This window comes from Rhizobium oryzicola (genome assembly GCF_030504645.1).
Taxonomy (GTDB): domain Bacteria; phylum Pseudomonadota; class Alphaproteobacteria; order Rhizobiales; family Rhizobiaceae; genus Neorhizobium; species Neorhizobium oryzicola.
Map to the genome: position 1 here is coordinate 58,668 of NZ_JAUKWQ010000015.1, position 25,431 is coordinate 84,098.

General features: G+C 54.8%; 28 protein-coding genes and 1 riboswitch. Of the genes, 11 read left to right on the forward strand and 17 right to left on the reverse strand.

Annotation, left to right across the window (positions count from 1 at the left end; translation table 11 throughout):
• Window positions 1-5 precede the first annotated feature (5 nt).
• On the reverse strand, window positions 6-323 hold the full coding sequence (locus Q2T52_RS25365) for a DMT family transporter (protein WP_302079717.1): 318 nt from the start codon (window positions 321-323) through the stop codon (window positions 6-8).
• 92 nt (window positions 324-415) lie between these two features.
• On the opposite strand from Q2T52_RS25365, the gene Q2T52_RS25370 reads away from it, so the two are divergent.
• On the forward strand, window positions 416-565 hold the full coding sequence (locus Q2T52_RS25370) for a hypothetical protein (RefSeq protein ID WP_302079718.1): 150 nt from the start codon (window positions 416-418) through the stop codon (window positions 563-565).
• Between the two features lie 85 nt (window positions 566-650).
• Entirely contained in the window at window positions 651-1,577 is a 927-nt protein-coding gene (locus Q2T52_RS25375; RefSeq protein WP_302079719.1) for a LysR family transcriptional regulator, read from the forward strand.
• A gap of 168 nt (window positions 1,578-1,745) precedes the next feature.
• Here the strand turns inward: Q2T52_RS25375 and Q2T52_RS25380 are convergent, their stop codons facing one another.
• Window positions 1,746-3,203: an MFS transporter gene (locus Q2T52_RS25380; RefSeq protein WP_302079720.1), complete on the reverse strand. Its 1,458-nt coding sequence runs from the start codon at window positions 3,201-3,203 to the stop codon at window positions 1,746-1,748.
• Between the two features lie 120 nt (window positions 3,204-3,323).
• On the opposite strand from Q2T52_RS25380, the gene Q2T52_RS25385 reads away from it, so the two are divergent.
• On the forward strand, window positions 3,324-4,229 hold the full coding sequence (locus Q2T52_RS25385) for a LysR family transcriptional regulator (protein ID WP_302079721.1): 906 nt from the start codon (window positions 3,324-3,326) through the stop codon (window positions 4,227-4,229).
• 210 nt (window positions 4,230-4,439) lie between these two features.
• Here the strand turns inward: Q2T52_RS25385 and Q2T52_RS25390 are convergent, their stop codons facing one another.
• From Q2T52_RS25390 to Q2T52_RS25400, 3 genes are all read right to left on the reverse strand, one after another.
• Window positions 4,440-5,096, reverse strand: a complete 657-nt coding sequence (locus Q2T52_RS25390) for a flavin reductase family protein (protein ID WP_367187370.1) — start codon at window positions 5,094-5,096, stop codon at window positions 4,440-4,442.
• A 312-nt stretch (window positions 5,097-5,408) separates the two neighbouring features.
• Window positions 5,409-6,026 carry a glutathione binding-like protein gene (locus Q2T52_RS25395; RefSeq protein ID WP_302079722.1) on the reverse strand — a complete coding sequence of 206 codons (618 nt, stop codon included), beginning with the start codon at window positions 6,024-6,026 and terminating at the stop codon, window positions 5,409-5,411.
• Window positions 6,027-6,331: 305 nt separating this feature from the next.
• Window positions 6,332-7,405 (reverse strand): DJ-1/PfpI family protein, encoded by a 1,074-nt coding sequence (locus Q2T52_RS25400; protein WP_302079723.1) that lies wholly within the window; start codon window positions 7,403-7,405, stop codon window positions 6,332-6,334.
• Between the two features lie 88 nt (window positions 7,406-7,493).
• On the opposite strand from Q2T52_RS25400, the gene Q2T52_RS25405 reads away from it, so the two are divergent.
• Window positions 7,494-8,489: a GlxA family transcriptional regulator gene (locus tag Q2T52_RS25405; RefSeq protein WP_302079724.1), complete on the forward strand. Its 996-nt coding sequence runs from the start codon at window positions 7,494-7,496 to the stop codon at window positions 8,487-8,489.
• Window positions 8,490-8,673: 184 nt separating this feature from the next.
• Here the strand turns inward: Q2T52_RS25405 and Q2T52_RS25410 are convergent, their stop codons facing one another.
• The 5 genes from Q2T52_RS25410 to Q2T52_RS25430 form a co-directional block, all read right to left on the reverse strand.
• On the reverse strand, window positions 8,674-9,243 hold the full coding sequence (locus Q2T52_RS25410) for an AAA family ATPase (RefSeq protein ID WP_302079725.1): 570 nt from the start codon (window positions 9,241-9,243) through the stop codon (window positions 8,674-8,676).
• A 345-nt stretch (window positions 9,244-9,588) separates the two neighbouring features.
• On the reverse strand, window positions 9,589-9,990 hold the full coding sequence (locus Q2T52_RS25415; protein WP_302079726.1) for a hypothetical protein: 402 nt from the start codon (window positions 9,988-9,990) through the stop codon (window positions 9,589-9,591).
• Entirely contained in the window at window positions 9,980-10,780 is an 801-nt protein-coding gene (locus Q2T52_RS25420; RefSeq protein ID WP_302079727.1) for an alpha/beta fold hydrolase, read from the reverse strand. The genes Q2T52_RS25415 and Q2T52_RS25420 overlap by 11 nt, the downstream gene beginning before the upstream one ends.
• Window positions 10,781-10,817: 37 nt before the next feature.
• Entirely contained in the window at window positions 10,818-11,720 is a 903-nt protein-coding gene (locus tag Q2T52_RS25425) for an NAD(P)-dependent oxidoreductase (RefSeq protein ID WP_302079728.1), read from the reverse strand.
• A gap of 300 nt (window positions 11,721-12,020) precedes the next feature.
• Window positions 12,021-12,932, reverse strand: a complete 912-nt coding sequence (locus Q2T52_RS25430; RefSeq protein WP_302079729.1) for a class I SAM-dependent methyltransferase — start codon at window positions 12,930-12,932, stop codon at window positions 12,021-12,023.
• 329 nt (window positions 12,933-13,261) lie between these two features.
• On the opposite strand from Q2T52_RS25430, the gene Q2T52_RS25435 reads away from it, so the two are divergent.
• Window positions 13,262-13,783 carry a helix-turn-helix domain-containing protein gene (locus Q2T52_RS25435; protein WP_302079730.1) on the forward strand — a complete coding sequence of 174 codons (522 nt, stop codon included), beginning with the start codon at window positions 13,262-13,264 and terminating at the stop codon, window positions 13,781-13,783.
• 244 nt (window positions 13,784-14,027) lie between these two features.
• On the opposite strand, the gene thiD is transcribed toward Q2T52_RS25435, so the two are convergent.
• The 3 genes from thiD to Q2T52_RS25450 form a co-directional block, all read right to left on the reverse strand.
• Window positions 14,028-14,834 (reverse strand): bifunctional hydroxymethylpyrimidine kinase/phosphomethylpyrimidine kinase, encoded by an 807-nt coding sequence (thiD, locus tag Q2T52_RS25440; RefSeq protein WP_302079731.1) that lies wholly within the window; start codon window positions 14,832-14,834, stop codon window positions 14,028-14,030.
• The gene (locus Q2T52_RS25445) at window positions 14,831-15,307 is read right to left on the reverse strand and encodes an NUDIX hydrolase (RefSeq protein WP_302079732.1); all 477 of its coding nucleotides are present in this window, start codon (window positions 15,305-15,307) and stop codon (window positions 14,831-14,833) included. Before Q2T52_RS25445 ends, thiD begins: the two co-directional genes overlap by 4 nt.
• A gap of 39 nt (window positions 15,308-15,346) precedes the next feature.
• Window positions 15,347-15,462: riboswitch (TPP riboswitch) on the reverse strand.
• A 149-nt stretch (window positions 15,463-15,611) separates the two neighbouring features.
• Window positions 15,612-16,541, reverse strand: a complete 930-nt coding sequence (locus Q2T52_RS25450; protein WP_302079733.1) for an alpha/beta hydrolase family protein — start codon at window positions 16,539-16,541, stop codon at window positions 15,612-15,614.
• 87 nt (window positions 16,542-16,628) lie between these two features.
• On the opposite strand from Q2T52_RS25450, the gene Q2T52_RS25455 reads away from it, so the two are divergent.
• Window positions 16,629-17,210 (forward strand): TetR/AcrR family transcriptional regulator, encoded by a 582-nt coding sequence (locus tag Q2T52_RS25455; protein WP_302079734.1) that lies wholly within the window; start codon window positions 16,629-16,631, stop codon window positions 17,208-17,210.
• On the opposite strand, the gene pdxR is transcribed toward Q2T52_RS25455, so the two are convergent.
• Window positions 17,188-18,651, reverse strand: a complete 1,464-nt coding sequence (gene pdxR / locus Q2T52_RS25460; RefSeq protein WP_302079735.1) for a MocR-like pyridoxine biosynthesis transcription factor PdxR — start codon at window positions 18,649-18,651, stop codon at window positions 17,188-17,190. The two genes, Q2T52_RS25455 and pdxR, sit on opposite strands and share 23 nt — an antisense overlap.
• 69 nt (window positions 18,652-18,720) lie before the next feature.
• Between pdxR and Q2T52_RS25465 the strand changes: the two genes are divergently transcribed.
• The 5 genes from Q2T52_RS25465 to traR all read left to right on the forward strand — a co-directional run bounded on the left by Q2T52_RS25465 (window position 18,721) and on the right by traR (window position 22,961).
• On the forward strand, window positions 18,721-19,449 hold the full coding sequence (locus Q2T52_RS25465) for an NAD-dependent epimerase/dehydratase family protein (RefSeq protein WP_302079778.1): 729 nt from the start codon (window positions 18,721-18,723) through the stop codon (window positions 19,447-19,449).
• A 210-nt stretch (window positions 19,450-19,659) separates the two neighbouring features.
• Window positions 19,660-20,364: a cupin domain-containing protein gene (locus Q2T52_RS25470; protein WP_302079736.1), complete on the forward strand. Its 705-nt coding sequence runs from the start codon at window positions 19,660-19,662 to the stop codon at window positions 20,362-20,364.
• A gap of 66 nt (window positions 20,365-20,430) precedes the next feature.
• On the forward strand, window positions 20,431-20,889 hold the full coding sequence (locus Q2T52_RS25475; RefSeq protein WP_302079737.1) for a GNAT family N-acetyltransferase: 459 nt from the start codon (window positions 20,431-20,433) through the stop codon (window positions 20,887-20,889).
• Window positions 20,890-20,946: 57 nt separating this feature from the next.
• Complete coding sequence (locus Q2T52_RS25480; protein WP_302079738.1) at window positions 20,947-21,924, forward strand: DMT family transporter; 978 nt, start codon at window positions 20,947-20,949, stop codon at window positions 21,922-21,924.
• Window positions 21,925-22,256: 332 nt separating this feature from the next.
• On the forward strand, window positions 22,257-22,961 hold the full coding sequence (gene traR / locus Q2T52_RS25485) for an autoinducer-binding transcriptional regulator TraR (protein ID WP_302079739.1): 705 nt from the start codon (window positions 22,257-22,259) through the stop codon (window positions 22,959-22,961).
• A gap of 9 nt (window positions 22,962-22,970) precedes the next feature.
• Here the strand turns inward: traR and Q2T52_RS25490 are convergent, their stop codons facing one another.
• From Q2T52_RS25490 to Q2T52_RS25500, 3 genes are all read right to left on the reverse strand, one after another.
• Entirely contained in the window at window positions 22,971-23,279 is a 309-nt protein-coding gene (locus tag Q2T52_RS25490) for a transcriptional repressor TraM (protein WP_302079740.1), read from the reverse strand.
• 313 nt (window positions 23,280-23,592) lie between these two features.
• The gene (locus Q2T52_RS25495) at window positions 23,593-24,219 is read right to left on the reverse strand and encodes a TraH family protein (RefSeq protein ID WP_302079741.1); all 627 of its coding nucleotides are present in this window, start codon (window positions 24,217-24,219) and stop codon (window positions 23,593-23,595) included.
• Window positions 24,220-24,231: 12 nt separating this feature from the next.
• Window positions 24,232-25,431, reverse strand: coding sequence for a conjugal transfer protein TraB (locus tag Q2T52_RS25500; protein ID WP_302079742.1), 1,200 nt, complete (start codon window positions 25,429-25,431; stop codon window positions 24,232-24,234).

The window sequence follows — 25,431 nt, forward strand, 5'->3', positions numbered from 1 at the left end:
GTTGGTCAACTGCCTGAAAGCTTGAGGCCGAGGATCCCTGTGAGGGTAAATGCAAGCCAGAATAACCGGACCGCTGTAGCCGGTTCACGAAAGACAACGATACCGACGAGCACCGACCCGACTGCGCCGATACCTGTCCAGACGGCATAGGCCGTACCCAGCGGCAGGGTCTGCAGCGACTTACCAAGGCAGAAGATGAAGGCTGCAAGCAATGCTAAGGAAAGGACGGACCAACCCGGACGGCTATAGCCAGAAGCCATCTTCACGCTGACGGCCCAACCGACATCAAGAATTCCCGAAATTATCAGCAAAAACCACGTCATGCTTGCCGCACTCCACCATTACCTGGGTCACCGCCCGTTGAATGGGGCACTGCTTAAATCGTTGACAGCGGCATGATAGGGAGATTGAACCCGTGACGCTCCTTGTGGTTTGGCAAGCGAGCGTTGCCGAAAGGCAATGGAGCCTATCGCAGCTCATTTTCGATTTTCATTTCGGCAAGGGCGGATTGCAAAATTGCTACAAGACGCTTTTTGCAGCTCAGTTTATGATCCGCAGCCTTTAATGGCCGTCCGGTAATTCGAAATCCAACTTGCCGTTTTGCAATCAAATAAATCCGAAAGCCCTGAATTCCTGCGAGGTGGCAAGGTGTGAAAGACTGGAACGAATTCAAAATCGTACTGGCGATCGGAAGAGCGGGTTCGCTTGTGGGCGCTGCAAAAGACCTGGGCAATGACCACTCTACCGTCTTCCGGTGGCTAAATGCGCTGGAAGAGCGTCGTGGCGTCAAGCTATTTGACCGGACGACGAACCGCTACGTCCCGACGGATGCTGGTGCGCAGATGATCATGGCCGCCGAGCGGCTCGAAGCAGAAATAATGACTTTGGACCGGTCCATCATTGGACAGGACGAGAGGCTCGTCGGCAAACTCAGGATCACGTCGTCAGAAACGCTTGCCTATCGCATCCTCAATGAAATATTGGCCGATTTCCGCCGCAAGCATGACGGCATCGAACTGGAACTGCTCGTTGATAACAGGCAGCTCGATCTGCTGCGTCGAGAGGCGGACATCGCTATTCGCGCCACGCGCCCGCATGAGGGCGAGCTGTTCGGGCGCAAGATCGCATCGACGCCTTGGACCTTCTACGGCAGCAGTGGCTACCTCTCGGAACGGGGAAAGCCTGCGAATGTCGAGTCTCTATCAAGCCACGTCGTGATAGGTTGGGACGGCGGTTCCGTCGCGGCTGCGTCGATGTGGTTGACCGACAATGTCTCACCGCGGGCCTTCGCCTACCGAACGAGTAGCCTCATCAGCCAACTCATGGCTGTGAAAGCGGGTTTGGGGCTCGCCTTGCTGCCTTGCTATCTTGGCGATCCCGAACCCGATATCGAACGTGTTCAGGAACCGCTCGCGGAACTCACACGAGAACTCTGGTTGATCACGCATAAAGACCTGCGCACTACGGGACGCGTACGGGCATTTTTCGATCATGTTGGCGCCGGCTTGATTGCCCGTCGTGCGCTTCTTGAGGGAGATCGTTCCACTGTTCCCACCGACGCGACCAAGGTGAGCTAGGCACCTACGCGACCCGGTGATACCGCAGAGTTTTAACAAGCTTAAGATCAACTTTTATAAAGGAACCCGTTGCATCGAAGAAGTTTGTTGCATCGGCTTAAGTGATGACTGGAAAGGATGCCATGTTTTCCATCGATGGGTTTAGTTATTGACTAAGGCAACGACCCGTCACAACCTGACCTGCGACACCGAGTGTTTCTGCTTGTTTATCCTCGCCATGAAGACAAGCCCGATAGCACTAACGATCAGGGCTGCGGCGAAAGAAAATGTCACCTGCATTCCAAAAGTGGTTGTCGCGGGCGTAACGACCGCCATACTGCTGCCGCCAGTTGTGGCAGCGAATATGGCACCCATCACCGATACACCGGAGATCAGACCGAGATTACGGGACAGAGTCAGCATCCCGGATATCACACCTCGACTGTCTGACGGAACATCCGCCATCACAGAGGTATTGTTTGAGGTCTGGAACAGTTGATAACCCGGTGTAAGAATAGCGATGGCCACGATATAGCCAAGAACTCCAAAACTAGGTGGAAGTATTGTCAATGCCACTGCACCTGCCGCCATCGCAGCAAGACCGATCATAGCGATTGACGCAGCGCCGAAACGATCGACCAGCCGACCAGCAACGATGCCGAAGACGATAGATATTACCGGCCCCATCGCCATTATCAAGCCAACCTGCGTCTCGTCGAGATGCAGCGCTCGCGCAAGATAAAAAGGCCCGACGACCAGGGTTGCCATCATCACGGTAGAAACGAACGCATTTGCTACGAGACTGGCTGTCAAGCTTATGTCGCGAAGGGCTGAGGGTCTGATCAGTGGCGAGCCAGTCCTGGCTTCGACGATCGTAAAGACGCCGGCGCCGAGGCAAGTCGCAGCCAGCAGAACCGCATTTAATCTCCCCCAATGACTGTCACCTAACGTCATAGCAAGGCAGTAGGCAGTAAGTGTCCCCGCCAGCAGGAAGGTGCCGATGGCATCCAGGCGCACTCGAGCCTGGCGTTCAACCAGCGGATCCGGGGGTAGAGAATACAAGACGAGAACGAAAGCAGCTACACCGACCGGTATATTGAGCATAAAGATAAAGCTCCAGCCGAGCCTGCTTATGAGAAGGCCGCCTAGAGAGGGACCGAGCGCCGTGCCGATTGCCGACATGGTTCCTAACAATCCCATCGCCCGGCCAGATCTTTCTTTTGGCACGGTAGCACTAACGACGGCAATCGTAAGGGCCATCATGGCTGCCGCGCCGATGCCCTGTAATGTCCGGGCAGCGATCAAAAACCAAAGTGACGGTGCCAGGCCGCAGAGCATCGATGCTCCGGTAAAAATCGCGACCCCCGACAACAGCAATCGTTTGCGTCCAGCAATGTCTCCCAATCGTCCAGCGCTTACGATCAGCGTGGTGATGGCCAAGAGATAGGCGAGAACAATCCATTGGACTTCATGGAATGGTGCCGCAAACGTGTCAGAGAGTATCGGTAGCGCGACGTTGGCGATACTCGTTCCAAGCGATGAAAGGAGCATGGATAAGGAAAGACCAGCCAGCGCCCCTGCAAGGCGCGGACGGTTTGCGCGAGAGCCATTTCGATTGACGGCTTGTGAGTTTAGCGGAGCGCTCATAGTTGATCTTCTTAGTTCGGGTTGATTGCACTGGAAGATAAACACCCTGTAAGAAGGCGGAAGGCGCAGCGTTTGCACTGGAACCGTGCGTACGGCGCCATGATATGGTATCAAAGAGATATGCAGCGACCCGATTTCAACCTTCTCATTACGCTTGATGTTTTGCTGGCCGAATGCAACGTGGCGCGTGCTGCCAGGCGTTTGCAACTCAGTCCATCAGCCATGAGCCGAGCTTTGGCGCGACTTCGTGAGACAACCGGCGACCCGCTGTTGGTGCGGGCAGGTCGTGGTCTTGTACCCACACCGCGAGCGCTCGAACTGAGAGACCGTGTCAACACGCTCGTGCAGGATGTTGAAGCCGTCCTACGCCCAGCAGAGATGCTGGACCTCCATAATCTTGTCCGGACATTCACCTTCAGGAACCGGGAGGGCTTCGTTGAAACGTTCGGGGCGGCCGTTCTTGCCAGGATTGCACAAGACGCCCCTGGCGTTCGCATTCGCTTCATGCCGAAGCCTAGCAAGGAAAGCGCGCCGCTGCGAAACGGTGAGATCGACTTGGAAACAGGTGTCGTTGGCGACGGCGTAGGCGCGGAAGTGAAGGCACAGGCTTTGTTCCGCGACCGCTTTGTCGGTGTTGTGCGAATGGGGCATCGGTTTTCCGGAAGTCAACCAACTCCATCAGAATTTTGTGCGGGTCGTCATATTCTGATCGCTCGGCGCGAAAGCCATACGGGACCGCTGGACACTGCCATGGCGGCTGTAGGATTGGCTCGAGATGTAGGAACGGTCGTCACGAGCTTTTCCGAGGCGCTCGCTCTCGCACGTAATAGCGACATGATCGCCTGCGTGCCCGAGCGATATACGGGCGAACTGCGCGCCGGAATGTATAGTTTTGATCTACCTTTTGAAACCCAGGAAATCACAATTTCATTGTTGTGGCATCCAAGGTTCGATGCAGATCCCGCACATCGCTGGCTACGCCAGTGCATTCGAGATGTCTGTGGTGAAACAAGGCGCCCCAGATAATATTCAAACCGGAAAGGGATGGAATCCATTTGGTACCGGGGTTGCCATGAAAATCATCAGAGCCAAGTCGCTCGCCTCTGGAGGAAAGACTGGGCAATCCTTTCCGTACATTTGCGCTTTACTGACATGCCACCATAATGTGAACAGTTCCAGTCCGAGGCGGGGGACCATCATCGTCCGCCGGAATAGTGCGTCACTTTGCGATCACGCCTACTTTGTGGATTGGGTTTCGACCGAAGGACGCTCCGGCCAATTGACTTTTGCGGCAGTTATCAGTTGGCGCGCGCGATCAACATCCGGGCTGCGATACTTGGCTTCGGGGACCTCAGCCAGCGTTGAAGGATGCACCTGGGCGCCGAGGCCATAGAATTTCTGAAAGCTCATGATGAGAGGACGCCATTTATCGGGGTCAATCCTATTAGGGTTTCCCGCCACGAGGATATCCTCCTCGGCATGAACCCGCTGGACCCTCACTTCAAAAGTCATGGCACCACCTTTCAAGCGTTCGTCTCCCTCGGCGATTTCATGAACAGCTTCCACCACCGCCTCAAGCTGGATGGGGCACTCCAACACACGTGGCGCAGCGATGGTTTCCGCCTTCCTCGGTGTGAGCCCTGCGATGTTGAATTTGTCGGCTACATGCCGATAACCGCGCGACGTTTTGCGCTCAGGCACGGGTTCCGTTCCTGTCGTAAGCGCAAGCCGATCAACAGCGTCGGCTTGGACAACCGATGGCAAATTGATAGTGCAAGACCGTGCCAGTCGAAGGTTCTCGGTTGTTTTCGAGTTTCCCGCGAGTCCGAGAATACCCCGCCATGCGAGCCAGAAGATGGAAGACATGGGCGCGATGTTATGTTCCGCTTTCATTTACGGTCCCAATCAGGGCCACAGGAGTTCCGAAATACAAAATAGCAGGCTCAGTCATCCGATGCATGATATTCGCTCCGTTGGTTGGCACGCCCCAGCCTTGACAGCATTGGAAAACTTGCGACACCCGTTTCTTGCGCTTGGAGTTGCGACAGCTGCAGGTGAGGCCCAAGCAGTGGATACCATTCTCGAGCATCTGGGAGGCAGGTGGCTAAAGTGGCTAGGGACATGCAACGTGAAGCAATTTAGACAACTGATGAGGCCCCCGGAGAGTATCTCCCTCTCCAGGCTGCGGTTAAAGATTGTGTTACACTATTTGCTCAGGCCTTCGGCCTGCATCGTTATTCTAACTGCAGGACGACTCATTACGATTGACATGTAATGCATAAGATTTGGCCACCTTCCAAGATCGATCCCCCGCCCTTCCGACCAGTTTATGATTGTGAAGCAATAAGCATCGGCGATGCTGAAACGGTCACCGACGAGAAATTTTGCTGAAGCAAGATGACGGTCGAGGAAGTCGAACCGTTCCAGGAGTCTCTCTTTTGCGACATTTGCCGCATCCACACCATATTCCGGATGAAAAAGCCAAGGACTGAAGGTCTTGTGGAGTTCGGAGCTGATAAACGTCAACCATTCGTGCAGACGATAGTGGTCGAAACCATCCCGCTCCGGCTTCAGCATCGCGTCCGGCTTTTGATCTGCAAGGAAGTGAAGGATGGCGACACCTTCCGTTAGTATGCGGCCATCATCCAGTTCCAATACCGGCACTACGCACTTTTCGTTCAACTGCTTGAGGTTACGTCCGTCCGCGACGCGGTGTGGCTCGCTGCGAATATCAACTTTTATCAATTCCAGCAGAATATCCGCTTCGTTTGCAACAATATGGGCGGCCATCGAGCATACGCCGGGCGCGTAGTAGAGCTTCATAACTTTTCTCCTGTGCGATTCTTGCCCAGGCATCATAAATACAGACCTTGAATCGAGTTGTTGCAAGACAACAAGCTTTGGTTGCACGTCAGCAATATGGCTTCAGATAAGGTGAGGGAGCACCGAAGACTGACTGTCCATTTGCGCCATGCCGGGATAGGGGAAAGCATAGTAAGGAGGATGCTGCCAAATTTCAGGCGTAGCAGGGAGATCTGGCCTTCTTCCAACTCACGCTGAGTTCAGGGCATCCCCAAATGTCTTGATTTTGGCCCAGTTTAATTGGTCCCAGATATGACAGGTAAGTGCTATTCACCACCTGCATATTCAATTTGCAAACTTACAAGGTCAGCGGTTTTCTGACCGTAGCGCGCAGCAATTTTTTGAAGTGTTAGGTCGAGAGACAGCGCCGAAATTCCTGCCTGATCCAAATAAGAGCGACTATTGTATGTTTTCAATAGTTTATCTGGCACCAGTGTGAGGCCGTGCTTGGACGCGACATTGCTCTTTGCAGAGACAGTGATCGCTTGTGAACGGTATGTTCTCGACCAGGCGTCGGCACTGAGGGCAAGGGCGATTTCGTCAAAGCCATCAGTGACTGGAATAGCAAGCGTTTCATGCTCCCAAAAGGACAGATAATTCGCAATAACCAAGCCGACATTCCCAGCCTTCAAATGAAATCGTTCGGAATCATGGGTTGCATTCCAATTCGCAAAGCCGAATTGGGCTGCTGTTGCTTTCGCCTTTGCGCGTCCCCCGATTGCCTCCACTAGTGCCAGGGTCGCCGGGATCGAAGCGCTTACGCCGGTAGTCGTCATTACGTTTGCATCGACAACATACCGCCTGTCTCGAACCCATTGCGTCTTTGGAAACTTGGTCGAGATCTTGTCGAATGCGTACCAGTGCGTGGTTGCGTGTCGTCCGTCCAACAGACCTGCGCGCGCCGCGATCCATGCACCCTCGCAGATAGCACCGACGAAAGCCCCTTTATTCGCCTGCGCACGGACCCAACCTACAATGGTTTCGTTTTTGTTGTCATGCATCGCAGGCACAATAACAAGATCAGCGCCTTCAGGGTGAATCCTGTCGAAGACATCCATCGTTAAATCGGGCTCAACAGTGAGAGCGGGCATCAGACTGACTTTGCCCGCGTTAGAGGAAACGATGATAACATCGGCAACCTCAGCAGTTTTCAAAATACCGTAAGGCACCATTAGATCTGTCGTCTCCGTACCCGCATTGTCTGCGACGATGGCCACAATGGGGCGAGCGCGCCCGGCTTTAACTGGAGGAAGTTGAATTGGCTCGGCTAACGCAGCAGTCACATGCGTAAAGAGGATCATGAACGGTAGAAGGCAGGCTTTCCGGAAAAGATCGCGCATAAGAGGAATCCAAAACAGATGAAGTTGGAGGCAACCTATCGCCGAAATACGTCTGGCGGAAATGTAAAACTTATCGCATATTCGGCCAATGCGGACACAAAGAGAAATAACCAGGCGGATTGCCTTTATCGGCTATGACGGGGTGCAGGCCTTGGATGTGGTCGGCCCGATGGAGGTATTTGCCGCAGCGAATATGTATAGACCTCAGCACGTTCCGCCTTACGAGCTCATCCTCGCCTCCCCAAAAGGCGGGTCTTTGAGCTGTAGTTCAGCCGGAGGCATACGTTTGGGTGATGCCGTTGCCCTCGAAGCCTTGCCCGGGGAAATCGACACACTTATCATCGCGGGAGGCAGCGAAGACGGGATACGCAAGGCCATCTTTGAGACCAACCTGATTAACTGGCTTACATCCCGCGCCTCTAGGACACGTCGCCTCGCCAGTGTATGCACTGGGGCTTTCGTGCTTGCAGCGGGCGGCTTCCTTGATGGAAAACGCGCGACGACGCACTGGAATTCAGTGGATTTGCTTAGGGAACTGCGGCCTGAAATTGAGGTTGAGCCAGATGCTATCTTCGTTGCTGAGCCACCGGTTTACACGTCCGCCGGCATTACAGCGGGAATCGACTTGTGTCTGGCACTGGTTGAGGATGATTGCGGGGCGCAAACAGCCCTGTCTGTATCTCGGCAGTTGGTTCTGTTTATGCGCAGGGCGGGCGGGCAAGCTCAGTTCAACCACGGACTTGCCACACCGCTCGTAGCAGAGCCACGCCTGCGTAGTTTAATGAATGAAATTCTGGCCGATCCAACGGGTGACCTTTCAGGTCCTGCACTTGCGTCAAGGATAGGGATGTCGGAACGGACCTTTTCACGCTCGTTCCGAAGGGAGACAGGTACGACGCCAGCACAATTTGTAGAAGATGCCAGGATTAACCGAGCAAAGATGTTGCTTGAGACATCTGATTGGCCTTTGGCTCGCATTGCTGAGCGTTCTGGCTTTGGCAGTTTCCACTCCTTACACCGCGCTTTTCAAAAGCGGCTGGGAGTTACACCGGGCTTTTACAGGGATCGCTTTGGACTAAATTAAGATGCTTCGCTAATGGGCAGGGCAACGTCAAGCTCTTTCCCGCCTTTGTAGTTTTCGTAGGATATCGCCTGCAGACAGCCCAAACCAGTAATTGTTCGTCGCGAAAATCGATCGTGAGTTACCGACTTTTCCGAGTAAGTTTAGCGAGCAAGATCTCGATGAAAGTTCAATCTGGGTGCTTCTGTTACGAGGTACACGAGTTGCGCAGCATTGCCCGCAATCTGTCCGCCATAAAGTCGGCGCGCTGCTCAATCCCCACAAGAGGAAGCTGGACAATCTGATAGCCAAGTCGAGTATAGGTTTCAGCCATGATCAGGCCGGTCGCTTCGGCTTCCTGCCGGTCTTGCTTGCGCTCGGTGTCCTGCGTAAAAATGGAGTCCCAATACGGAGCGAGGAAAACCTGCTTGTTGTAGGGATAGGTTTTCGCCGCCGCCTCGATATGAGCAGGAACAGGAAGGTTGCAGAGTGTGAGATAGCCGACAACATCAGGTATCCCTCGATCCAATATGACAGGCACCTGACTTGCCGCAGCCTCGTGGTAAGAACGCATCTCCCAACCCAACATCAGTTCAGCGAACATGGCTCGATCTGCCCAAGGCAGACCTGGCCCGTCAATCCTGACCTGATCCTGTATGATTGCTCGGCCTGCCTCGGGCATTGTGTGGAAGCCGCGCTTGGCCATCGCATTGATCAGACTACTTTTGCCGGAACCGGGACCACCGGTCACGACGAACATATGTTCGGCGTTAGCCATTGAAACTCCTTCCGCGTGTGCGGTGAGATTGCATTGATTTTAAGGATGAGGCGCATTCGTGACCGCATTCCATGCGGCAGACTATGCGGAAAGGGCAGAACCTGATGCTGTTTCAAGGTAGCCGAGCATCAAAAATAGAGCTCCAGAACGTGTAAGTCTAGGAAATTTTGCGGCAGCCGAAAACGCGTTCGAATAACTTTTTTCGCATTACGAATTGAGATTTGCTGCACGTTTGGCCCCCACCAGGAATATCTCAAAGCCGACGAGGCATGCTGATCGTCTCGGGCTCATGTGTTGGTAGGATGTGGTTGGTGTCACCACACCACGCTCTGCGAAACACAGGTGCTACAGGGCCGGACAGGAGAACTTGTCCACCCTACACCCACTCAACGAAGACAGATTCGCCATCGCTTTCGACCTCAGCATGCTTATCCAAAAAGCCGTGCCGAATACCGTTGAGGACCGCTCCACATGAGCAGGAGCCAGATCCAAGCGGAATGTCGCCACCGCGCTCCCAATGCGCAGCCGAATCTTCGAACGGCTGACCAACCGGACGGAATGGACGTTGGTCAGATGGGGAAACAGCGGAGGGCGTTCCACCACGGCAAGCTGGTTAATGCCGATAACCTGGTTCCAATCTCCCATCCCCGCAACGACTGCCCGATCAATGTCCACCGCTTGGCACCGCAGATCGACGATGACGAAGTCATCGCCATTTGCATGAATTTTTGCGAAGTTAAACCCCATCTGAGTTTTCCGCGCGTCGGATTGCTTGAACAATGGCTCGCGCAAGCACTTCGGGACCGTTGATATGGGCAAGATGGCCAAGTCCAGCGAGGTGGTCTACCGTCCCATTTGGGATGGCGGTTGCGAACCGTTCAAATGCGGTCCCGTAAGGAGCAAGGCCCATATTCTGTTCGCCAAAAATTAGTGTGATTGAGCACCTGATTTCAGCATAAGCAGCGTAGTTCGGCTCAAATCGATCAATTGCAGACATTTCACTGCCGAGAGGCTCTGCAAGCCGGCATAGAACAGGCCATACAGGCGTTCGCCGAAGCGCCTCGACATAATCCTGATCAAACCCGGATACGTCACGGTTGATGATTTCAACGGCCCGGTCGGTGTCACTTTGCGCGAGAGCAGAGAGGATGGGTTGGATTGTCTGCGGTGCAAATGGCCTCGATACTGGCTCATAAGCGGTAAGCGATCGGATCGGCAAACCCTTGGCTGCGGTTTCGAGCGCAATGAGACCGCCATAGCTCCAGCCGAATAGATGAACTGGCTCTCCTATCGATTTCACAACCGACGCCAGATCTTCTATCTCAGTCCTTACGTCGTAGTTCTCACCAATGGGACGGCTGGGTGTGCGCCCGCGCCTGTTGACAATGAAGATCGGACAGGCCGTATCGAGTGCATCAGCAACCGGTATCCATGATTGCGCATCCGCCATCACACCTGGAACAATCACCAGAGGCACACCGTTGCCCGGCCCGTCGAAAGTCACTATTCCATCTCTATCTGTGGCGTTGTAGGTCACATGAATTCCTTGCGTGTGAAAAGTTCTCTATCGGGCATCAACTGGATTTGCCATGGGAGCCAGCCGTCCGCTCTTCGATTGCTCGAATAACTGCGATCATGTCGTCATCACCTAATCCAAGCGCCTCAGTCTCTGCATAAAGCGCGAGGGACGCCTGCATGAGCGGCAATGAGGTCGCCGCATCTCGGGCAGCCTCCATGACCAATCGGCTGTTCTTCAAGACATCGGTAATGGCAGCTTGGCGCGTGAAGTCGCCGCAAACCAATTTCGAAATCTTGATGCGTGACACATCGCTGGCCATTGGACCCTCATCAAGGATGGCGGCAAATTGCGTGAGGTCGAGATTATGCGACTTTGCAAAATGGGTTGCCTCTGCAAGTCCCGTCACCAGCGTGATCAAGCAGACGTTCACGGCAAGCTTCATCCGCAGCGCGGCAGGAATAGCCCCGCACTCGAAAACTTGTCGGCACATTGGTGCCAGTAAAGGTCTCACTGCGACAACATCATCGGCGTCACCAGCAAGCATCGCCACGAGTTGTCCTGCTTCCGCCGGCTTGCGAGAGCCAGACACTGGTGCTTCCACATAGACACCTCCAACTGCGTGGATGTCGTCACTCAAACATCGTGAATAGTCCGGCGACATAGTCCCCATCGAAACGATTGCTTTCCCGCACACTCGCGCTGCAAAATCGTGACCGCCGCGGGCGAGGACTGCATCCATTGCCTGTTCGTCGGCAAGCATCAAAATGACTGTCCGGCAGCGCGCGAACACATCAATGGGGTGATCCACTACCCTTGCTCCTGCTGCCGCCAAGTTGTCGCTCCGATGCTTCGAGCGATTCCAAACGACAAGTGGCGTTCCTGCTTTGAGGAGGTTGAGTGCCATCGGCGTGCCCATCGTGCCGAGGCCTATAAAGCCGATCTCGATTGTAGCGGTCATGGTAGGATCCTTTTTTCACTTCATCCTACCCGGGACTGAAAGTTTCGAATATTCAATAAATCATCATGTTCACTTCAATGAAATTGATAAATTTTGTCAGATGTCAGTATTGCCAGTGTCGCCATTGAGTACTTGTAGCTCTAACGCCCATACATCGGTGAGCGACGCCGTCGCCGTGTGAGCGAGGCTTCCATAAGATTGGGAACACCCTTCCAACAAGCCATGCTGCGTTTTCTGGCTCAGGATAATGAGCGCGAGGCACGTAGTGAACTGCTTCTCCTTGTTCTGATCGACTTGCGTCTATCGAAGCTTTATGCTTCTGGTAGCAATAAAGCTCGGGATAAATTTTTCGATTTCGAACCGTGGATTGGGATGCATTTCCTCTAAGAAGCCAGCGAGCATGAAGCCTGCGGCTAATTGCCCGCCAATCTGGCTCTGCATGTCATGACCAAAGATGAGTGGTTCGCGCCGGGCCAGCTTGGCTTCTATCTCCGCCTCGTCCAAATCCCTTATATCCGAGTACGGCGTTGGAAAACGAGGACGTATGAGCCCCTGTTCGGTAAAATGCGGATCTCTGTCGGATATAAATACGGCAGGATTAAAAAAGCTGCTCAATAAGGCCCCACCTTTTCGAAGAACACGGTAACATTCATTCCACACCGGCTGGATGTCACATACATATTGGTTTGATATTGGGTGTAAGACGAGGTGGAAGGACGCGTCGACAAAACGAGACAGGTCGCACATATCCCCCTGTGCAACGACCAGCGGCAGGCCGTCGCGACGTGCAACCATCTCATCCTTGTGAAGCTGCTCCCCCGAGAGATCAAAAACTGTTACGTTCGCTCCTGCTGCTGCCAACACAGGCGCTTGTTGCCCGCCAGCCGACGCCAGACAAAGAATATCTTTGTTGGTGATATCGCCCAGCCAGTCATGAGGCAGAGGCGAGGGGGTTAAATGAACCCTCCAGTCACCCTTGCGCGCTGCAGCGATACATTCGCGACTAACCGGTCTCGACCAAGGGCCGTCCTGCTGTGACTGAAAATCCCAGGCGACGGAATTGTGGTGTTTTACATCAAATATCTTCGGCACGTTATCAACCCTGCTGCTGTCATAATGGTGATAGTCAGAAAAAATAGCGAAAGACCTCCCCGCCGCCTGTGTTTCGGCTTTGGAGTATGGACCGATCCTCTTCCAATCGGCCTCTATCATGACGTTTTCATCCTTGGTAAAACTACCTCATATTGCGCAAAAAATACCGTGGAATCGCCATAACGATGTCAGCATTGACTCTGCCTTTGATCTCTGAGGTTTCGCAACCTGGATCAATCCTTGCGGTCAAATGGGAAGAAGCCGCGGCACGCGAAACGGCAATTCATGCGCATTCGCAAGGCCAACTGATCGGAAGCCTTGCCGGCCTGTTATCCATCGTTACGCCTAGCGGCTGGTGGATTGTGCCAGCCACACACGCCATCTGGGTTCCACCGCACCTTCCCCATGGCATTCGGTCGCACGGGCCGTTTCGGGGATGGAGCGTTTACGTGGCCGCCCATACCTGCAATAATTTGCCTCTTCAACCGCTCACGCTACGTGTCACGCCCCTGTTGCGCGAGCTCGTTCACCGAGCAGCTGCATGGAAAAGGGTCCCAACCACACCCATTGAGTTTCGGTTAGCTCGGGTAATCATTGATGAGATCGCAGGGCTTGACGAAGAGCCTCTTGGCTTGTCTCGGCCAAGTGATGAACGCCTTTGCCGAATGGTGAACGCTATGCTTGCGGATCTTGCCGATAGTCGTCCGGTAGATGAGTGGGCAGAATGCGTCGGCATGACACCGAGAACATTGGCACGGCACTTCAGAGAGCAGACCGGGTTGGGAATAGTGGCTTGGCGCCAACGTGCGCGCGTGCTTCGCGCCATTGAAATGCTGGCTATCGGTAAAGATGTAACGACAATTGCGATGGACCTCGGTTATGACAACATTAGCGCTTTCATCGCCATGTTTCGGCGAGTGATGGGTGTCACGCCTGGTCATTACCGACGAGAAGGACGGGAGGCTTCTTAACCAAATTACTACCGGAGGTCTTCAGGTTTGCACTCGGCTGCGGAACCACCTTTATGTCCGATTTTTACGGAGTTCGACCAACGCTGTCGATTGCGAAACTCCCGTTTAAGCTCGTCCAATCAGGCTGAGGTTGAAAGCGTCGTTTCTAGCCGTTCCCCGATTGACACGCTCTCGTTCAGCGACGATGGGAGGCGTAGCTAGCAACGCAAATAATATCCGTTTGTCTGCGTTTGCAACAACGCCGTCAGGTGCCCTGCCAAAGGTTGTAGAAGTGATGAAGCGGTCCATGCCCATGCCCTACATCCAGTTTGCCACTCGCTAATAACGCCTCGTGCATGTAACCTTTCGCTCGTCGAACACTTTCCGGGACATCATTCGAGGGCAGGGACGCTGCGATCGCAGCCGAGAGAGTGCACCCCGTACCGTGATCATTGTCGGTCGAGATGCGCGGTGCTGATAGTTCGATCGTGTTTTTACCATCGTGAAGAAAATCGACGCTTTGATCCGTACCTGCCAAGTGCCCTCCTTTTATCAGCACCCACTCCGATCCAAGTCGCGCGAGGTCACTCGCGCGTTCCTTCATCTCAGCGATTGACCATGATGTCTCAATGCCGAGTAGAACAGCAGCCTCTGGGAGGTTTGGCGTGATCACTGTCGCCAGCGGTATCAACAAATCGCGGACGGACGCGACAGCCTCTGGATCAAGAAGGTGGTGGCCGCTTTTCGCGACCATAACGGGGTCAAGAACGATATTGTGCGGCCGATGGTGACGCAGTCTTGCGGCGATTGCTTCAGCAATAGCCGCATTGGCCACCATTCCAATTTTGACAGCATCAATCCGCACGTCGTCGAAAACTGCATCGATTTGCTCAGCCACGAATTGCGGCTCAAGCGCGACAAACGACCGTACGCCTTGAGTGTTCTGCGCGACCACCGCGGTAATTACGGACGTCGCGTATACGCCAAGTGCTGAGAATGTCTTGATGTCGGCCTGTATTCCCGCACCGCCTGAGGGATCGGTTCCCGCTATAGTAAGCACATTTGCAATCATTCTTTGCACTCCCGCGAAGCAATCGCCACGCCCAGTCTAGCGACGGAAGCCACGTCCATACTCAGCGCCAAATCCGCCTCTTCCAGCTCTTCAAGAGAAAACCACTGGGCTTCGAGTGCATCGTCTCCGGCGACGGGTGTTCCGGTGTGCCATTCGCACAGCACCGCGATGAGAATATAGTGGCTGCGGAGCCTGCCTTGTTCATCGTGATCAAAAGCATCGACTGCCGTGAGAACACGAAGCGGCTTTGCGATCACGCGAGTTTCCTCGAGAAGTTCTCGCACGACAGCATCATTGATCGTTTCACCATTCTCGATTTTTCCTCCTGGGAAACCCCATTTCCCAGCGTCAGGCATGTTTGCTCGCCTGACCAGCAGGACGTAGCCTTCGCGTAATACCACCGCGATCGTTGCAGCTATCGGCCTCTGATAGGGTTGCGACTCTCTTTGAGCCACAGGTGAAAATAATGACATTGTGGGTGGCCTCTTAGTTGAGGCCGACGAAGGATAGAGCAGAACAAATCAGACCTGTCCCTTCGCCGGCATTATCCGGATCAGGTTCAAAGGGTCACTGCGCTACTTTACCAGCAGTATCTCAGCCCCTTGCCAGGGCACCCCTCGGTGAGCACCGAAACTACATGAAATCGAAACAATTCGCACGAACTATTCCGCATAGCCAGCGTCGAGAAGACGTGAAAATTGGTTCATCTCCTCCGGCGATCGGCAACCTCTACGACCTTCGTACAAACTGGCTACCATGCGACAGCCCGGTGAGACATTACCTCAATTCCTTGGTAAAAGATGACTTCTCCGATCCGTTGGCAAAAACGCGGTCCGGCCATGGGTTTCTCCCGTCCCGAAGCCATAGCAAGGTGTCGAGCCAAAAACCGCTTGCGTGGCTGTCGTGAAACAGGCCGAAGTGACCAATCGAAGCGCGACCATAATCTGCGGGTTCAAGCATGACTGTCGTTTTTCGAGATCCTGAAAAGTAAGCGAGTGTGCGCCGGACCGCATCCGGCGTGCCAAGCTCATCGTCAGAAACGGTGAGTGCGAGAATCTCCGCCTTTACCGATGCGAAGCGCTGCATCACCTCCTGCCGGTCTCGACGCGGATGACTTGTTTCGAAGCGAGGGCCTCGAAAGCTCCATTCATAGGCGACGCCAGCTGGAAGATCTTCAAGCCAGCCAAGTCGTTTACCAGGAAAATATCCAAAGCCCGCTGTTATGATCGGCATCATTACGTGCCATTTCCAGAACAGTGCGCGCCGCCGCTTGCTAGCATAATCGCCCCACCATGCATATTGGGCTCCAACCGTGAGGGCCCGCTCGACAAGTGGGGCGCTTTTTGCCAGCCCTATCAGAAAACCGCCAATGCTATGGCCGACCACCAGAATCGGATTGTTGCCCTCTTTTCCTTCCATAAACCGCAAGGCGGCATCGAAATCGAGTTCGCCCCAGTCTCGCCAGCGATAGCCGCATCCCCGCAGTTTCGACGGGCGTGATCGGCCTATACCTCGATAATCGTATGTGAGGACATCAAAGCCGTGTCCGGCCAGAAATGCTGCGTACCGGTGATAGTAGCGCGCAGCTACTCCGGTGGCCGGATTAATGATGACCCTACCAAGTGCCGCTGAGTGCGACAGCCACAGGTCGCCCGCAAGCCTCGTCCCGTCTATGCAGATGATTTCGACGGATTGAATATGTGACATATGGACGACCCGGGCTATTCAGCTTCTGGAAGAGATATAAGTCGCCCGATACCTTGTGTATATTCACTAGTGAGTATACTAAACGTCATGCCCCAACGAAACGAAACGACCAAAGATCGTATCATAAGCGCTGCTGCCGAGCTATTTTACAGGGAAGGCATTCACGCGGTGAGCGTGGATGCGATTGCAGAAAAAGCACAAGTTACCAAGCGTGGCCTTTATTACCACTTCCGCAGCAAGGACGATTTGATCGCTGCCTATCTGGAAATGCGTGATCAACCCAACCTGGAGGCATTCCAGCGTTGGTTTGCCGACGCTGAAGGCGATCTTCCAGCAAAGATCCAAGCTATCTTTCGAAAACTTGCGAAAGCGGCGGGGCAGACGGGTTGGAAAGGCTGTGGTTTTCTGCGTACTTCCGTTGAGCTTGTACAGACACCGGGACATCCTGCCATCATTGCCGGTCGTAGACATAAGACGAAAGTTGAGGACTGGCTATGTCTTATCGTTGGTGAACTCCATGCACCTCAGGAAGCCCGCAAGATCGCCAAACAAATAATTCTGCTCCTCGACGGAGCATTTGCGGTCGTGCTGCTCCATCGGGACCCGTCCTATATGGAAAGCGCGGGCGAGGCTGCGGTAACTCTCCTCAGAGCCGCGACCCGAGACTGATTTGCGTAACTTCGCCAACTACCCGTTGCAATGTCTCCCAAGAGGTTTGAGCTGTCTGCTGCGTGATGTTTGTGACCCCCAGTAGAAGGCCGGGCCGGGAACGGGGCTTATCCGCATACCAACTCGATAGGGGTGAGGGGGCCAGCCCAACAGCGCGTGCGCGGCGGACAATGGCAGCGTCGTCGACAGCCTCCGGAAGACCGATAACGAGTGCTAGTCCGCCCCCGTTCAGATCTTCGGTCATGGTCCCGGCAATTCGGCTTAGAATGGCGCTACGCTCCGCATATAGTCGGCGCACCTTTCGCAAGTGGCGAAGGAAATGTCCTTCGGCGAGGAAGGAGGCGACTGCGATCTGCACCACCGCTGCTGGAGCAGGCGACAGAAACATTGCGCGGCGGAGAATTCGGTCCAATAGCCGGGGAGGTGCCACGAGAAAACCCAGCCTCAGCGCTGGGCTGATCGTTTTACTGAAGGTCCCTACGTGAATGACACGCTCGTCGGCATCGAGCGAGGCCAGTGCGGGCGCGGCGCGTCCTTTTAGCTGCAACTCCCCTAAATAATCGTCCTCAATGATGAAAGCATCTGAGGCAGCCGACCAGTCGAGGAGCGCACGACGGCGTGCGAGTGACATAGTCATTCCCAAAGGTGCCTGCTGCCCTGGGGTTACGACCGCGAGCGTTGCGTCTGGCGCAGTCGCCATTCCGAATCCCACGTCCAAGCCTTCGCCGTCAACCGGAATAGGCACTTCGGTTATTCCTTTCAGCGCAAGGGCCGCCCGCGTCAATGGATAGCCAGGATCCTCAACCCAGGCCTTACTCGTGCCAAGTGCAACCGCATCGATGATCAGACCGAGCGCTGCAGTGAACCCTGTCGTGATAAAGATTTGCTCCTCGTGACATACGATGGAACGGGCCACGGCAAGATAGGCCGCGATTTCGCGGCGCAGACCAAGTTCACCGCGTGGGTCCGGATAGCTGAGCGGAAGGCGACCGGCTTTTCGGCTGGCCTGTACCAGCAGCCGCGACCAAGTCGTCGCGGGAAAAGCATCCTCTGCTGGCACTCCCAGCTGAAAAACACGCGGAGGGGCACCAGGCGCGCTCATCCCGAGCGATAAGAATGGGTCATGGGGGTTCATCAGGCGAGCAACTGGAGCCCGGGATGGAAGGTGATCGCTGACCCGTGTCCCAGCCGGGCCGTGACTGACTAGTAGTTGCTTATCGATCAGCCGATCGTAGGCGACTTTGATCGTTCCACGAGCGATCCCGAGCTGGCTTGCCAGGTCGCGCCACGATGGCAGTCGTGCACCCGCCGATAGCCGACCGTCCATAATGGCGGTCTCGATCGACTGGGTCAGTTGGTCCGCAAGCGTTTTTTCCGAATTTCGGTCGATTGTGAACGTGAGCGGTTGGCTATCGATATATGGTACAGTCTTTTTACTCAATCTCGGTCCTTTTCAGTGGATGGTAACAGGCGCAAATTGCTTGGACAACAATGAATGAGGAAGTTTTTCATGCCTAAAACAATATTTCTTGCAGGCGCCACAGGGGCGATCGGCAGGCGACTTGTTCCGCAATTACTGGAGACAGGATATACCGTGTTTGGAACAACGCGTTCTGCCGACAAGGCGCGCGACCTCGATGCAATTGGCGTCCGCTCCGTGGTCGTTGACGTCTTCGATGCGGAGGGACTGAAGCGTGCAGTCGTAGCCGCGAAGCCCGACGTGGTCATCCACCAGTTGACCGATCTTCCACCCGCCGTCGATCCCTCGCGCGCCGCCGAATTTGCCGCTCGTAATGCTCGCATCCGCCGCGATGGCACCGCCAATCTGGTGCGTGCGGCCATCGCCGCCGGCGCAGAGCGTATCGTCGCTCAAAGCATTGCTTGGGCTTACGCTCCGCACGATGAACTATGTGACGAATTCGTTCCTCTTGATCTCAAGGCGCCCGAGCCTCGGATTATAAGCGTTTCAGGTGTTGCCGCATTGGAAGCCGCCGTATTAGGGGACCCGACGACCATAACGGGTATCGTCCTGCGATATGGACACCTCTATGGCCCCGCGACCGGCGCAGATCAACCTGACGCGTCCCTAGCAGTTCATGTGGATGCCGCAGCCCGAGCGGCATTCCTCGCAGTCGAAGTAGGATCGGGAGGTATCTACAATATCGCCGAGCCTGGCTCGAAGGTTAACTCCACCAAAGCTCACCGCGAACTCGGATGGACGCCAGACTTCAGGATATGATTGTCTGGGAAAAATTCGCGCAGCCAGTTCGCAAAAGCCTAAGTTGAGAACTGCCTGACTCCCCCAGAGGTTCAAGCCAATCAGCCTTAGTGAAGCCGTCGATTTTTCGATCTTTCCAATGAGGCGCTTGCGACAAGGCCATCTTTGGCACTAATTCCACTATACGAGAATCGAAATCTCCTATATTGGATTACGCAGACGGTGTTTTCGGTGTCCGATCGCGAAGTGATTACAATGTTGAGTTTCCGAAGCGGCCAAATGATGGGGCAGTTCGCCTCGGAACACAGGTTCAGGCGCGTCAATTCCCCGCTGTGTTTGGCATCTGATATCGACCTCGTCCAGCCTCACAGGGACGAAGCGGTTTGTAGTCAAATGAGAAGCACTGTGTTGAAAAGACTATCAAACACTCCGCCTATCGCGGGAAGCGAAAAGAGCCCCGTTTACTTGCGGGTCGCAATGACCTTGGGAACCATTGCTGCTTTAGCAGCAATGGTCGCTATTGCTATTCAGCCACAAGATTTCGCGGTTACTGAGCACACAATGCATCATATGGCAGGAGGTTCGGACCAAGCGGCGGTGGGTCGGCCCCAAACGACCGTAAAGCCAATCTCTTGCGAGCCATTGCCCAATGTTCCAGGGAAATCGATTACCGTGGCTGTTGTCGATTATCCGCCTGATGCTTACACGCCGCGTCACCGGCATCCCGGATCTGTCTCAGCATTTGTCCTGAAGGGAACCCTGCGGTCCCAGCTCGAAGGCGTTCCGGTCGGCACCTATCAAGCAGGGGAAACCTGGTTTGAGCCACCCGGAACTTTGCACGTCTTTGCCGAGAATGCCAGCAAGACCGAGCCCGCAGAACTGCTGGCGACCTTCATCTCCGACAGCGACTGCGGCCCCTTGATAATTCCAGACTGACGATCTCGCATGATGACAAAACTCTCGCCGTTCTTTCAGACCCCAACCCCGTAAAGGAGATACAATATGTTTACTGTTCGAGAAGACGACATGACAGACCCTCAAACTCTTCAACTTCTTGCCCTGCATTTGTCAGGAATGCATGCCGATTCCCCTGAAGGAAACGTCTTTGCACTGGACCTATCGGGTCTTCGCGTGCCTGAAGTGACACTTTGGAGCGCCTGGTCGACCGACAAGATCGCAAGCATTGGGGCTCTCAAAATGCTTCCGGATGGTAGTGGTGAAGTGAAGTCGATGCGCACGCATCCAGATTTCATCCGGAAAGGTGCTGCCACTGCAATTCTGGAGCAGGTCATCTCCACCGCTCGCGCACGCGGAATGCAGCGCCTCAGCCTTGAGACCGGAAGCGGAGACAAATTCGAACCGGCTCTTTCTCTTTACAGAGGGAAGGGCTTCAAGAACGGCGAAGCATTCGGGAGTTATCAGGCCAACGGCTTCAGCCAGTTCCTGCACCTCGATCTTTAGCGAAATCTGACATCAACATAGGGCGCCGCGCTATCAAAATCCAGCAGTCTCCTTCCGATGTCCTTGGTGGAAATTGCGACGGAACCATCATCCGTCGCAATATTCGCGGTCGCGCTGTCTTCGAGCGCAGGGGCTTCCAGGGTCAAAGCGAAGAAACAAAATGACATGATACCTTTTTACTACGCATTGACTGTCATCATATGGGGAACCACGTGGATCGCCATCAAATTCCAACTTGGTGTCATCGCGGTAGAGGCGTCGATTGCATATCGTTTTGCATTGGCGTCGGCGATATTCTTCTTGTCTCTTTCGGTGACAAAACGGCTTAGCTGGATACCACTAAGGCAGCAACCGTACGTGATAGCTCAAGGCTGCTGTCTGTTTTCATTCAACTTTGTTTGCTTCTATCTGGCCACGGATTACATTCCGAGCGGTTTGGTCGCCGTTGTCTTTTCTACAGCGGCGATTTTCAATAGCGCCATCGCCTTCTTGGTCTATGGGCGCCGTCCTTCCGGCCAGACCTTGCTGGCGGTATTTGTCGGGACGCTTGGCGTCTTCTTTCTTTTTTTTCCCGCCTTTAACGGCACCGAATTCGAGAGCAAGGCGCTGATCGGCTTGGCGCTGTCGATGACGGGCACACTTTCTTTTTCGCTTGGTACCATTGTCTCCACACACATTCGAAACAAGGGCTTTCCGACGGCGTCAGTGAACGCTTACGCGATGCTGTACGGGGCAATCATAGTGTGCTTGTTCGCCTATATCCGGCATATATCATTCTCGTTTGACCTATCGGTGCAGTATGTCGGCTCTCTTTTATATCTGGCCGTTATCGGATCCGTGGTGGCACTCACGACATATTTGACAGTCGCTCACAAGCTGGGTCCGGAAAAGGCGGCATATATGACGGTTTTGTTTCCGGTGCTTGCCATCGTGATTTCAATCTTTGCCGAGGGATACCAATTTACTCTCCTGTCAGTGGTAGGCCTTCTTTCCATTCTAACCGGGAACGTGCTCATGTTTTACAAGGGTCGGTAAGGAGCGAGGTGGCGGCTGACGGTTATAGCGGTTTTCTCGCATGGTCATTCTCCGCTTATTTCTAGGGAGCTAGTTGAGGATTGGATATGACATTCATCTACTTCACCAGGTTCAGTCTGTTCGAGCGGCTGAGGCGCGTATCTCAGTTTGTATTTCTCTACGCCACCTATGATGCACGCGACCGAACGAAATAAACTGCGGTAGTGGGACGCGCCTACTCAACATCTGCAAGTTCAACAAACCTGAATAAGCAACCTTTGATCAATTCTGAAATGAAATTCCATGAGGAGCGCCTTGGTGTCCTGTTCCGCCTGACATTTACGGAGTGATGTATGCAGCATTGGCTGGATAAGTTGATTGACCTTGCGGCGCTTCGAGGCAACGAAGACGTTCTAAAGGCCGCTCTGACCCACCTCGCAGATCAAGCGGGCTTCTCCGGCTACGCCTATCTTCACATCCGACCGGGTCATACTATCGCCTCCTCAAATTACCCAGCCGAATGGCGCTCGATCTATTTCGAGCGGAAGTTCGATGCGATTGACCCAATTGTAAATCGTGCAAAATCACTTAAGCGGATTTTCACATGGAGTGGGGAGGCGGAAAGACGGCACCTTTCAAAAGAAGGTCGCGCGTTCTTCGACCGAGCAGCGGATTTTGGGATCCGTTCTGGGATCACTATTCCCATTAGAGCTGCAAACGGTTCGACTTCCATGTTTACGCTGGCCTCCGAAAAGGCCTCCATTGAACTCAAGCGCGATATCGATCCCGTCGCGGCGGCCGCCGCTGTTGGGCAGCTTCACACACGCATGAGCCTGTTGCCCCTCACTCCGACTGCACAGCATCCGGGATGGCTAGACCCGAAGGAGGCGGCGTACTTAAACTGGATTTCGGTCGGTAAGACGATGGAAGAAGCTGCCGATCTTGAAGGCGTCAAATACAATTCAGTGAAAAGCAAACTTGAAGAAACGAGAAAGCGCTTCCAGATCCATACGATGCCGCACCTGGTGGCACTTGCCATCCGGGCCGGACTGATCTGACCGCAAACTTCAATTAACCGACGTTTTGGGGATAAATCCTAGGAGACCTACCAAGGTGTTCACCGCGCTCATTTGAGCATGCATCTCAATCATTGCTTCGATATACTCAAGATGCTGCCCACCGCCCGTCGCCTTGCCGGTCTGGTGATCTGTCGGCAGGGCCTGGTAGAGTTGATCGGCTTTTTCGACGAGCTGCCGGTGGAGCCTTATGGCATTAACCGCCAACGTCTCAACCTCTGCCGTCGCCAAGCCACGGGTAAGCCCGATCACCGGGCGCAGTACACTTGTATCCGACACTGCAACGTCTTTCGTTTCCATCGCGGACCTGTCCAGAATTTTCGTCCGCGGTTCGCCCCCGCCGACAATGAACCCTTTGAACCCTGACCGGGGGTTAGAATCCGAGATGAATCGGCCCTGCGACCTTTAGCCGGAGCCTGGACATACGCCGCAGGCCCCCGGACACAAGGTCAGAGGGTTCTTGGCACCGTTTCGGCCGATGCCAACCGTTCATCTGCGGATTCTAAGCCGCAACGCAGCACGTACTACGTCGCGACCCTTATAAAAGGTCCAGACTGTTTCCGCTAGTCCGCTGGAAAAACAATCGCTTTGCGGAGCTCAAAAGAGACTGGCTTCAAGGCCTTATGCCTACACCCGAAAGATCGATCCTGATGCCTGCTTTGTGCGGATCGGACACGAGCGCATTGTTCCCGGGCTCGGTCGCACCATTATCTTTTTCCGGGGAGATGTCTTGTTCGGACGTCTCAGGATTAGCCGCTTCGGGTCGCGCGACCTTCACGTCACCTGGATCCTCGGCCCGGAATACGGCTACCCCTTCAAAATACCCCGTCTGCCAGGCAATGACCGCATCATCCATGACCTGTGGCAGGACGTCTTTCGCGGTCGGATTACCATACCATTTCATGACGATACGGTAGACTTTGCCGAACAACGCCGTCCCCATACGGATATTCTCACAAGGTTTGACCAGATCCTCCTTCAACTGACCGGCCTCGACTATGCCGACGCCTGCTGGATACTGGGTGATTCCAACGCGAACGGTGTTTCGACCGAGATTGTCGCGGATCACCGCCAGTGTGTCATCAGGCGTCGTCGGTTTCGGCACCAATACAATGCGGTTTCCAGAGCGCACCGAGACCGCAAGGGGATCCTGAGAACCCGCCCGCTCGATAAACTGCTCGACGATCGCCAGCCTCAGATTGGGATCGGCACATTGCTGGATGAGGGCGAGATCGACCATTCCGGTTCTCCTTCAGGTGTTGAATGCCGTGACGACAGACAGACCGAAAAGTTTGGCCCACGCAGTCACGTTTGCTTTTTGGACGGCGACGATCGAGGTGTCTTTTGTCCACCAGCCATTGCCAACCGCAACGATCACTTGCGGCGCGTGGAGCATCGATTGCAGGACCGGCCAGAGAATGAGCTGCTCGTAGCAGATCAGCGGTGCGATCCTTACCCCGGCAACCTCCGCCACCGGATCGCCGAAGAAGTCGGCCCGTGCTCCACCGCTCTGCCCGGCCCATCGCGACCATGGTTGCCACATCGAAACCGGGACCGGCATGCGTTGGCGATAGAGGGGCTTTGCTGCGCCGGGCGAAATTGCCACCATGACATTGTCATAGCCCTTCACCCCAATCCTGGCCGCGCCGGCGACCACGGTCACGTCCGGCCCACGGAACCCTTCCCGCCACAAGTTTTCAACCGTCGGCGTCCAGAAGCCGAGCGCGCTTTCAGGCAGCACGATGACATGTGTGTCCGGATGCGACGCAATCGTCTGGCGCACCGTTGCGATCAGGTCACGCTGGTACGCGAGTGACCCGTCCCGACCAAGGTTTCGCCCCTGGTGGAGGTCGACGCTTCGCCATCCTTCCGCTAGATTCAGCGGTGTCCATGTTGCGGCGGACCAGAGCCAGAACGCCCCGAGCGTAATGGCAGCGGCCGGCCAGAATCTCGTCGTCATGACGAGCAGGCCGGCCGTCAGCGCGAACAGTCCCCACCATTTCCAGCCTGGAAACAACACCCCGGCAGCTGTCAGTGGATGCGCCCAACCAGTGATACCGAAGGGCGGCAGCGCCATAAGCACGACCACGGCAAGATAGCGGTACGCCCTCGTCGCATCAGCCATCTTTCTCCTGGCCGCGTTTTCGCAACGAGGCTTCGTCCAAAAAACTGCATGGACGATGATGAAGGATGCGGAAGCCGAGACCCAAAGCACGAGCCCCTGCAAGAGATCGGCACTATAGAAGTTGGCCACGCCCTGTGGCAACCCGCGGGAGGCCGCCAGGAAATAGCCGGCCGCCACAAGGGACGCGATCGATCGCGAGGACGCGTTTGACCATAGCAAGGGAAGAAAGATGGCGAGCGGGAGAAGAAGCACCTCCCCGCTCCAGCCAACCCACCCGCAGGCAATGGACGCGAGGATTAGAAGAGGTGATTTCCAGCGAACAGACAT

Bases quoted from the DNA above. Each gene is read 5' to 3' on its own strand.
- Q2T52_RS25365 (WP_302079717.1), bottom strand. From the start codon at position 323: ATGACGTGGTTTTTGCTGATAATTTCGGGAATTCTTGATGTCGGTTGG.
- Q2T52_RS25380 (WP_302079720.1), bottom strand. From the start codon at position 3,203: ATGAGCGCTCCGCTAAACTCACAAGCCGTCAATCGAAATGGCTCTCGC.
- Q2T52_RS25385 (WP_302079721.1), top strand. From the start codon at position 3,324: ATGCAGCGACCCGATTTCAACCTTCTCATTACGCTTGATGTTTTGCTG.
- Q2T52_RS25390 (WP_367187370.1), bottom strand. From the start codon at position 5,096: ATGAAAGCGGAACATAACATCGCGCCCATGTCTTCCATCTTCTGGCTC.
- Q2T52_RS25395 (WP_302079722.1), bottom strand. From the start codon at position 6,026: ATGAAGCTCTACTACGCGCCCGGCGTATGCTCGATGGCCGCCCATATT.
- Q2T52_RS25400 (WP_302079723.1), bottom strand. From the start codon at position 7,405: ATGCGCGATCTTTTCCGGAAAGCCTGCCTTCTACCGTTCATGATCCTC.
- Q2T52_RS25405 (WP_302079724.1), top strand. From the start codon at position 7,494: ATGCGGACACAAAGAGAAATAACCAGGCGGATTGCCTTTATCGGCTAT.
- Q2T52_RS25410 (WP_302079725.1), bottom strand. From the start codon at position 9,243: ATGGCTAACGCCGAACATATGTTCGTCGTGACCGGTGGTCCCGGTTCC.
- Q2T52_RS25415 (WP_302079726.1), bottom strand. From the start codon at position 9,990: ATGGGGTTTAACTTCGCAAAAATTCATGCAAATGGCGATGACTTCGTC.
- Q2T52_RS25425 (WP_302079728.1), bottom strand. From the start codon at position 11,720: ATGACCGCTACAATCGAGATCGGCTTTATAGGCCTCGGCACGATGGGC.
- Q2T52_RS25430 (WP_302079729.1), bottom strand. From the start codon at position 12,932: ATGATAGAGGCCGATTGGAAGAGGATCGGTCCATACTCCAAAGCCGAA.
- thiD (WP_302079731.1), bottom strand. From the start codon at position 14,834: ATGATTGCAAATGTGCTTACTATAGCGGGAACCGATCCCTCAGGCGGT.
- Q2T52_RS25445 (WP_302079732.1), bottom strand. From the start codon at position 15,307: ATGTCATTATTTTCACCTGTGGCTCAAAGAGAGTCGCAACCCTATCAG.
- Q2T52_RS25450 (WP_302079733.1), bottom strand. From the start codon at position 16,541: ATGTCACATATTCAATCCGTCGAAATCATCTGCATAGACGGGACGAGG.
- Q2T52_RS25455 (WP_302079734.1), top strand. From the start codon at position 16,629: ATGCCCCAACGAAACGAAACGACCAAAGATCGTATCATAAGCGCTGCT.
- Q2T52_RS25465 (WP_302079778.1), top strand. From the start codon at position 18,721: ATGCCTAAAACAATATTTCTTGCAGGCGCCACAGGGGCGATCGGCAGG.
- Q2T52_RS25475 (WP_302079737.1), top strand. From the start codon at position 20,431: ATGTTTACTGTTCGAGAAGACGACATGACAGACCCTCAAACTCTTCAA.
- Q2T52_RS25480 (WP_302079738.1), top strand. From the start codon at position 20,947: ATGTCCTTGGTGGAAATTGCGACGGAACCATCATCCGTCGCAATATTC.
- traR (WP_302079739.1), top strand. From the start codon at position 22,257: ATGCAGCATTGGCTGGATAAGTTGATTGACCTTGCGGCGCTTCGAGGC.
- Q2T52_RS25490 (WP_302079740.1), bottom strand. From the start codon at position 23,279: ATGGAAACGAAAGACGTTGCAGTGTCGGATACAAGTGTACTGCGCCCG.
- Q2T52_RS25495 (WP_302079741.1), bottom strand. From the start codon at position 24,219: ATGGTCGATCTCGCCCTCATCCAGCAATGTGCCGATCCCAATCTGAGG.
- Q2T52_RS25500 (WP_302079742.1), bottom strand. From the start codon at position 25,431: ATGTCTGTTCGCTGGAAATCACCTCTTCTAATCCTCGCGTCCATTGCC.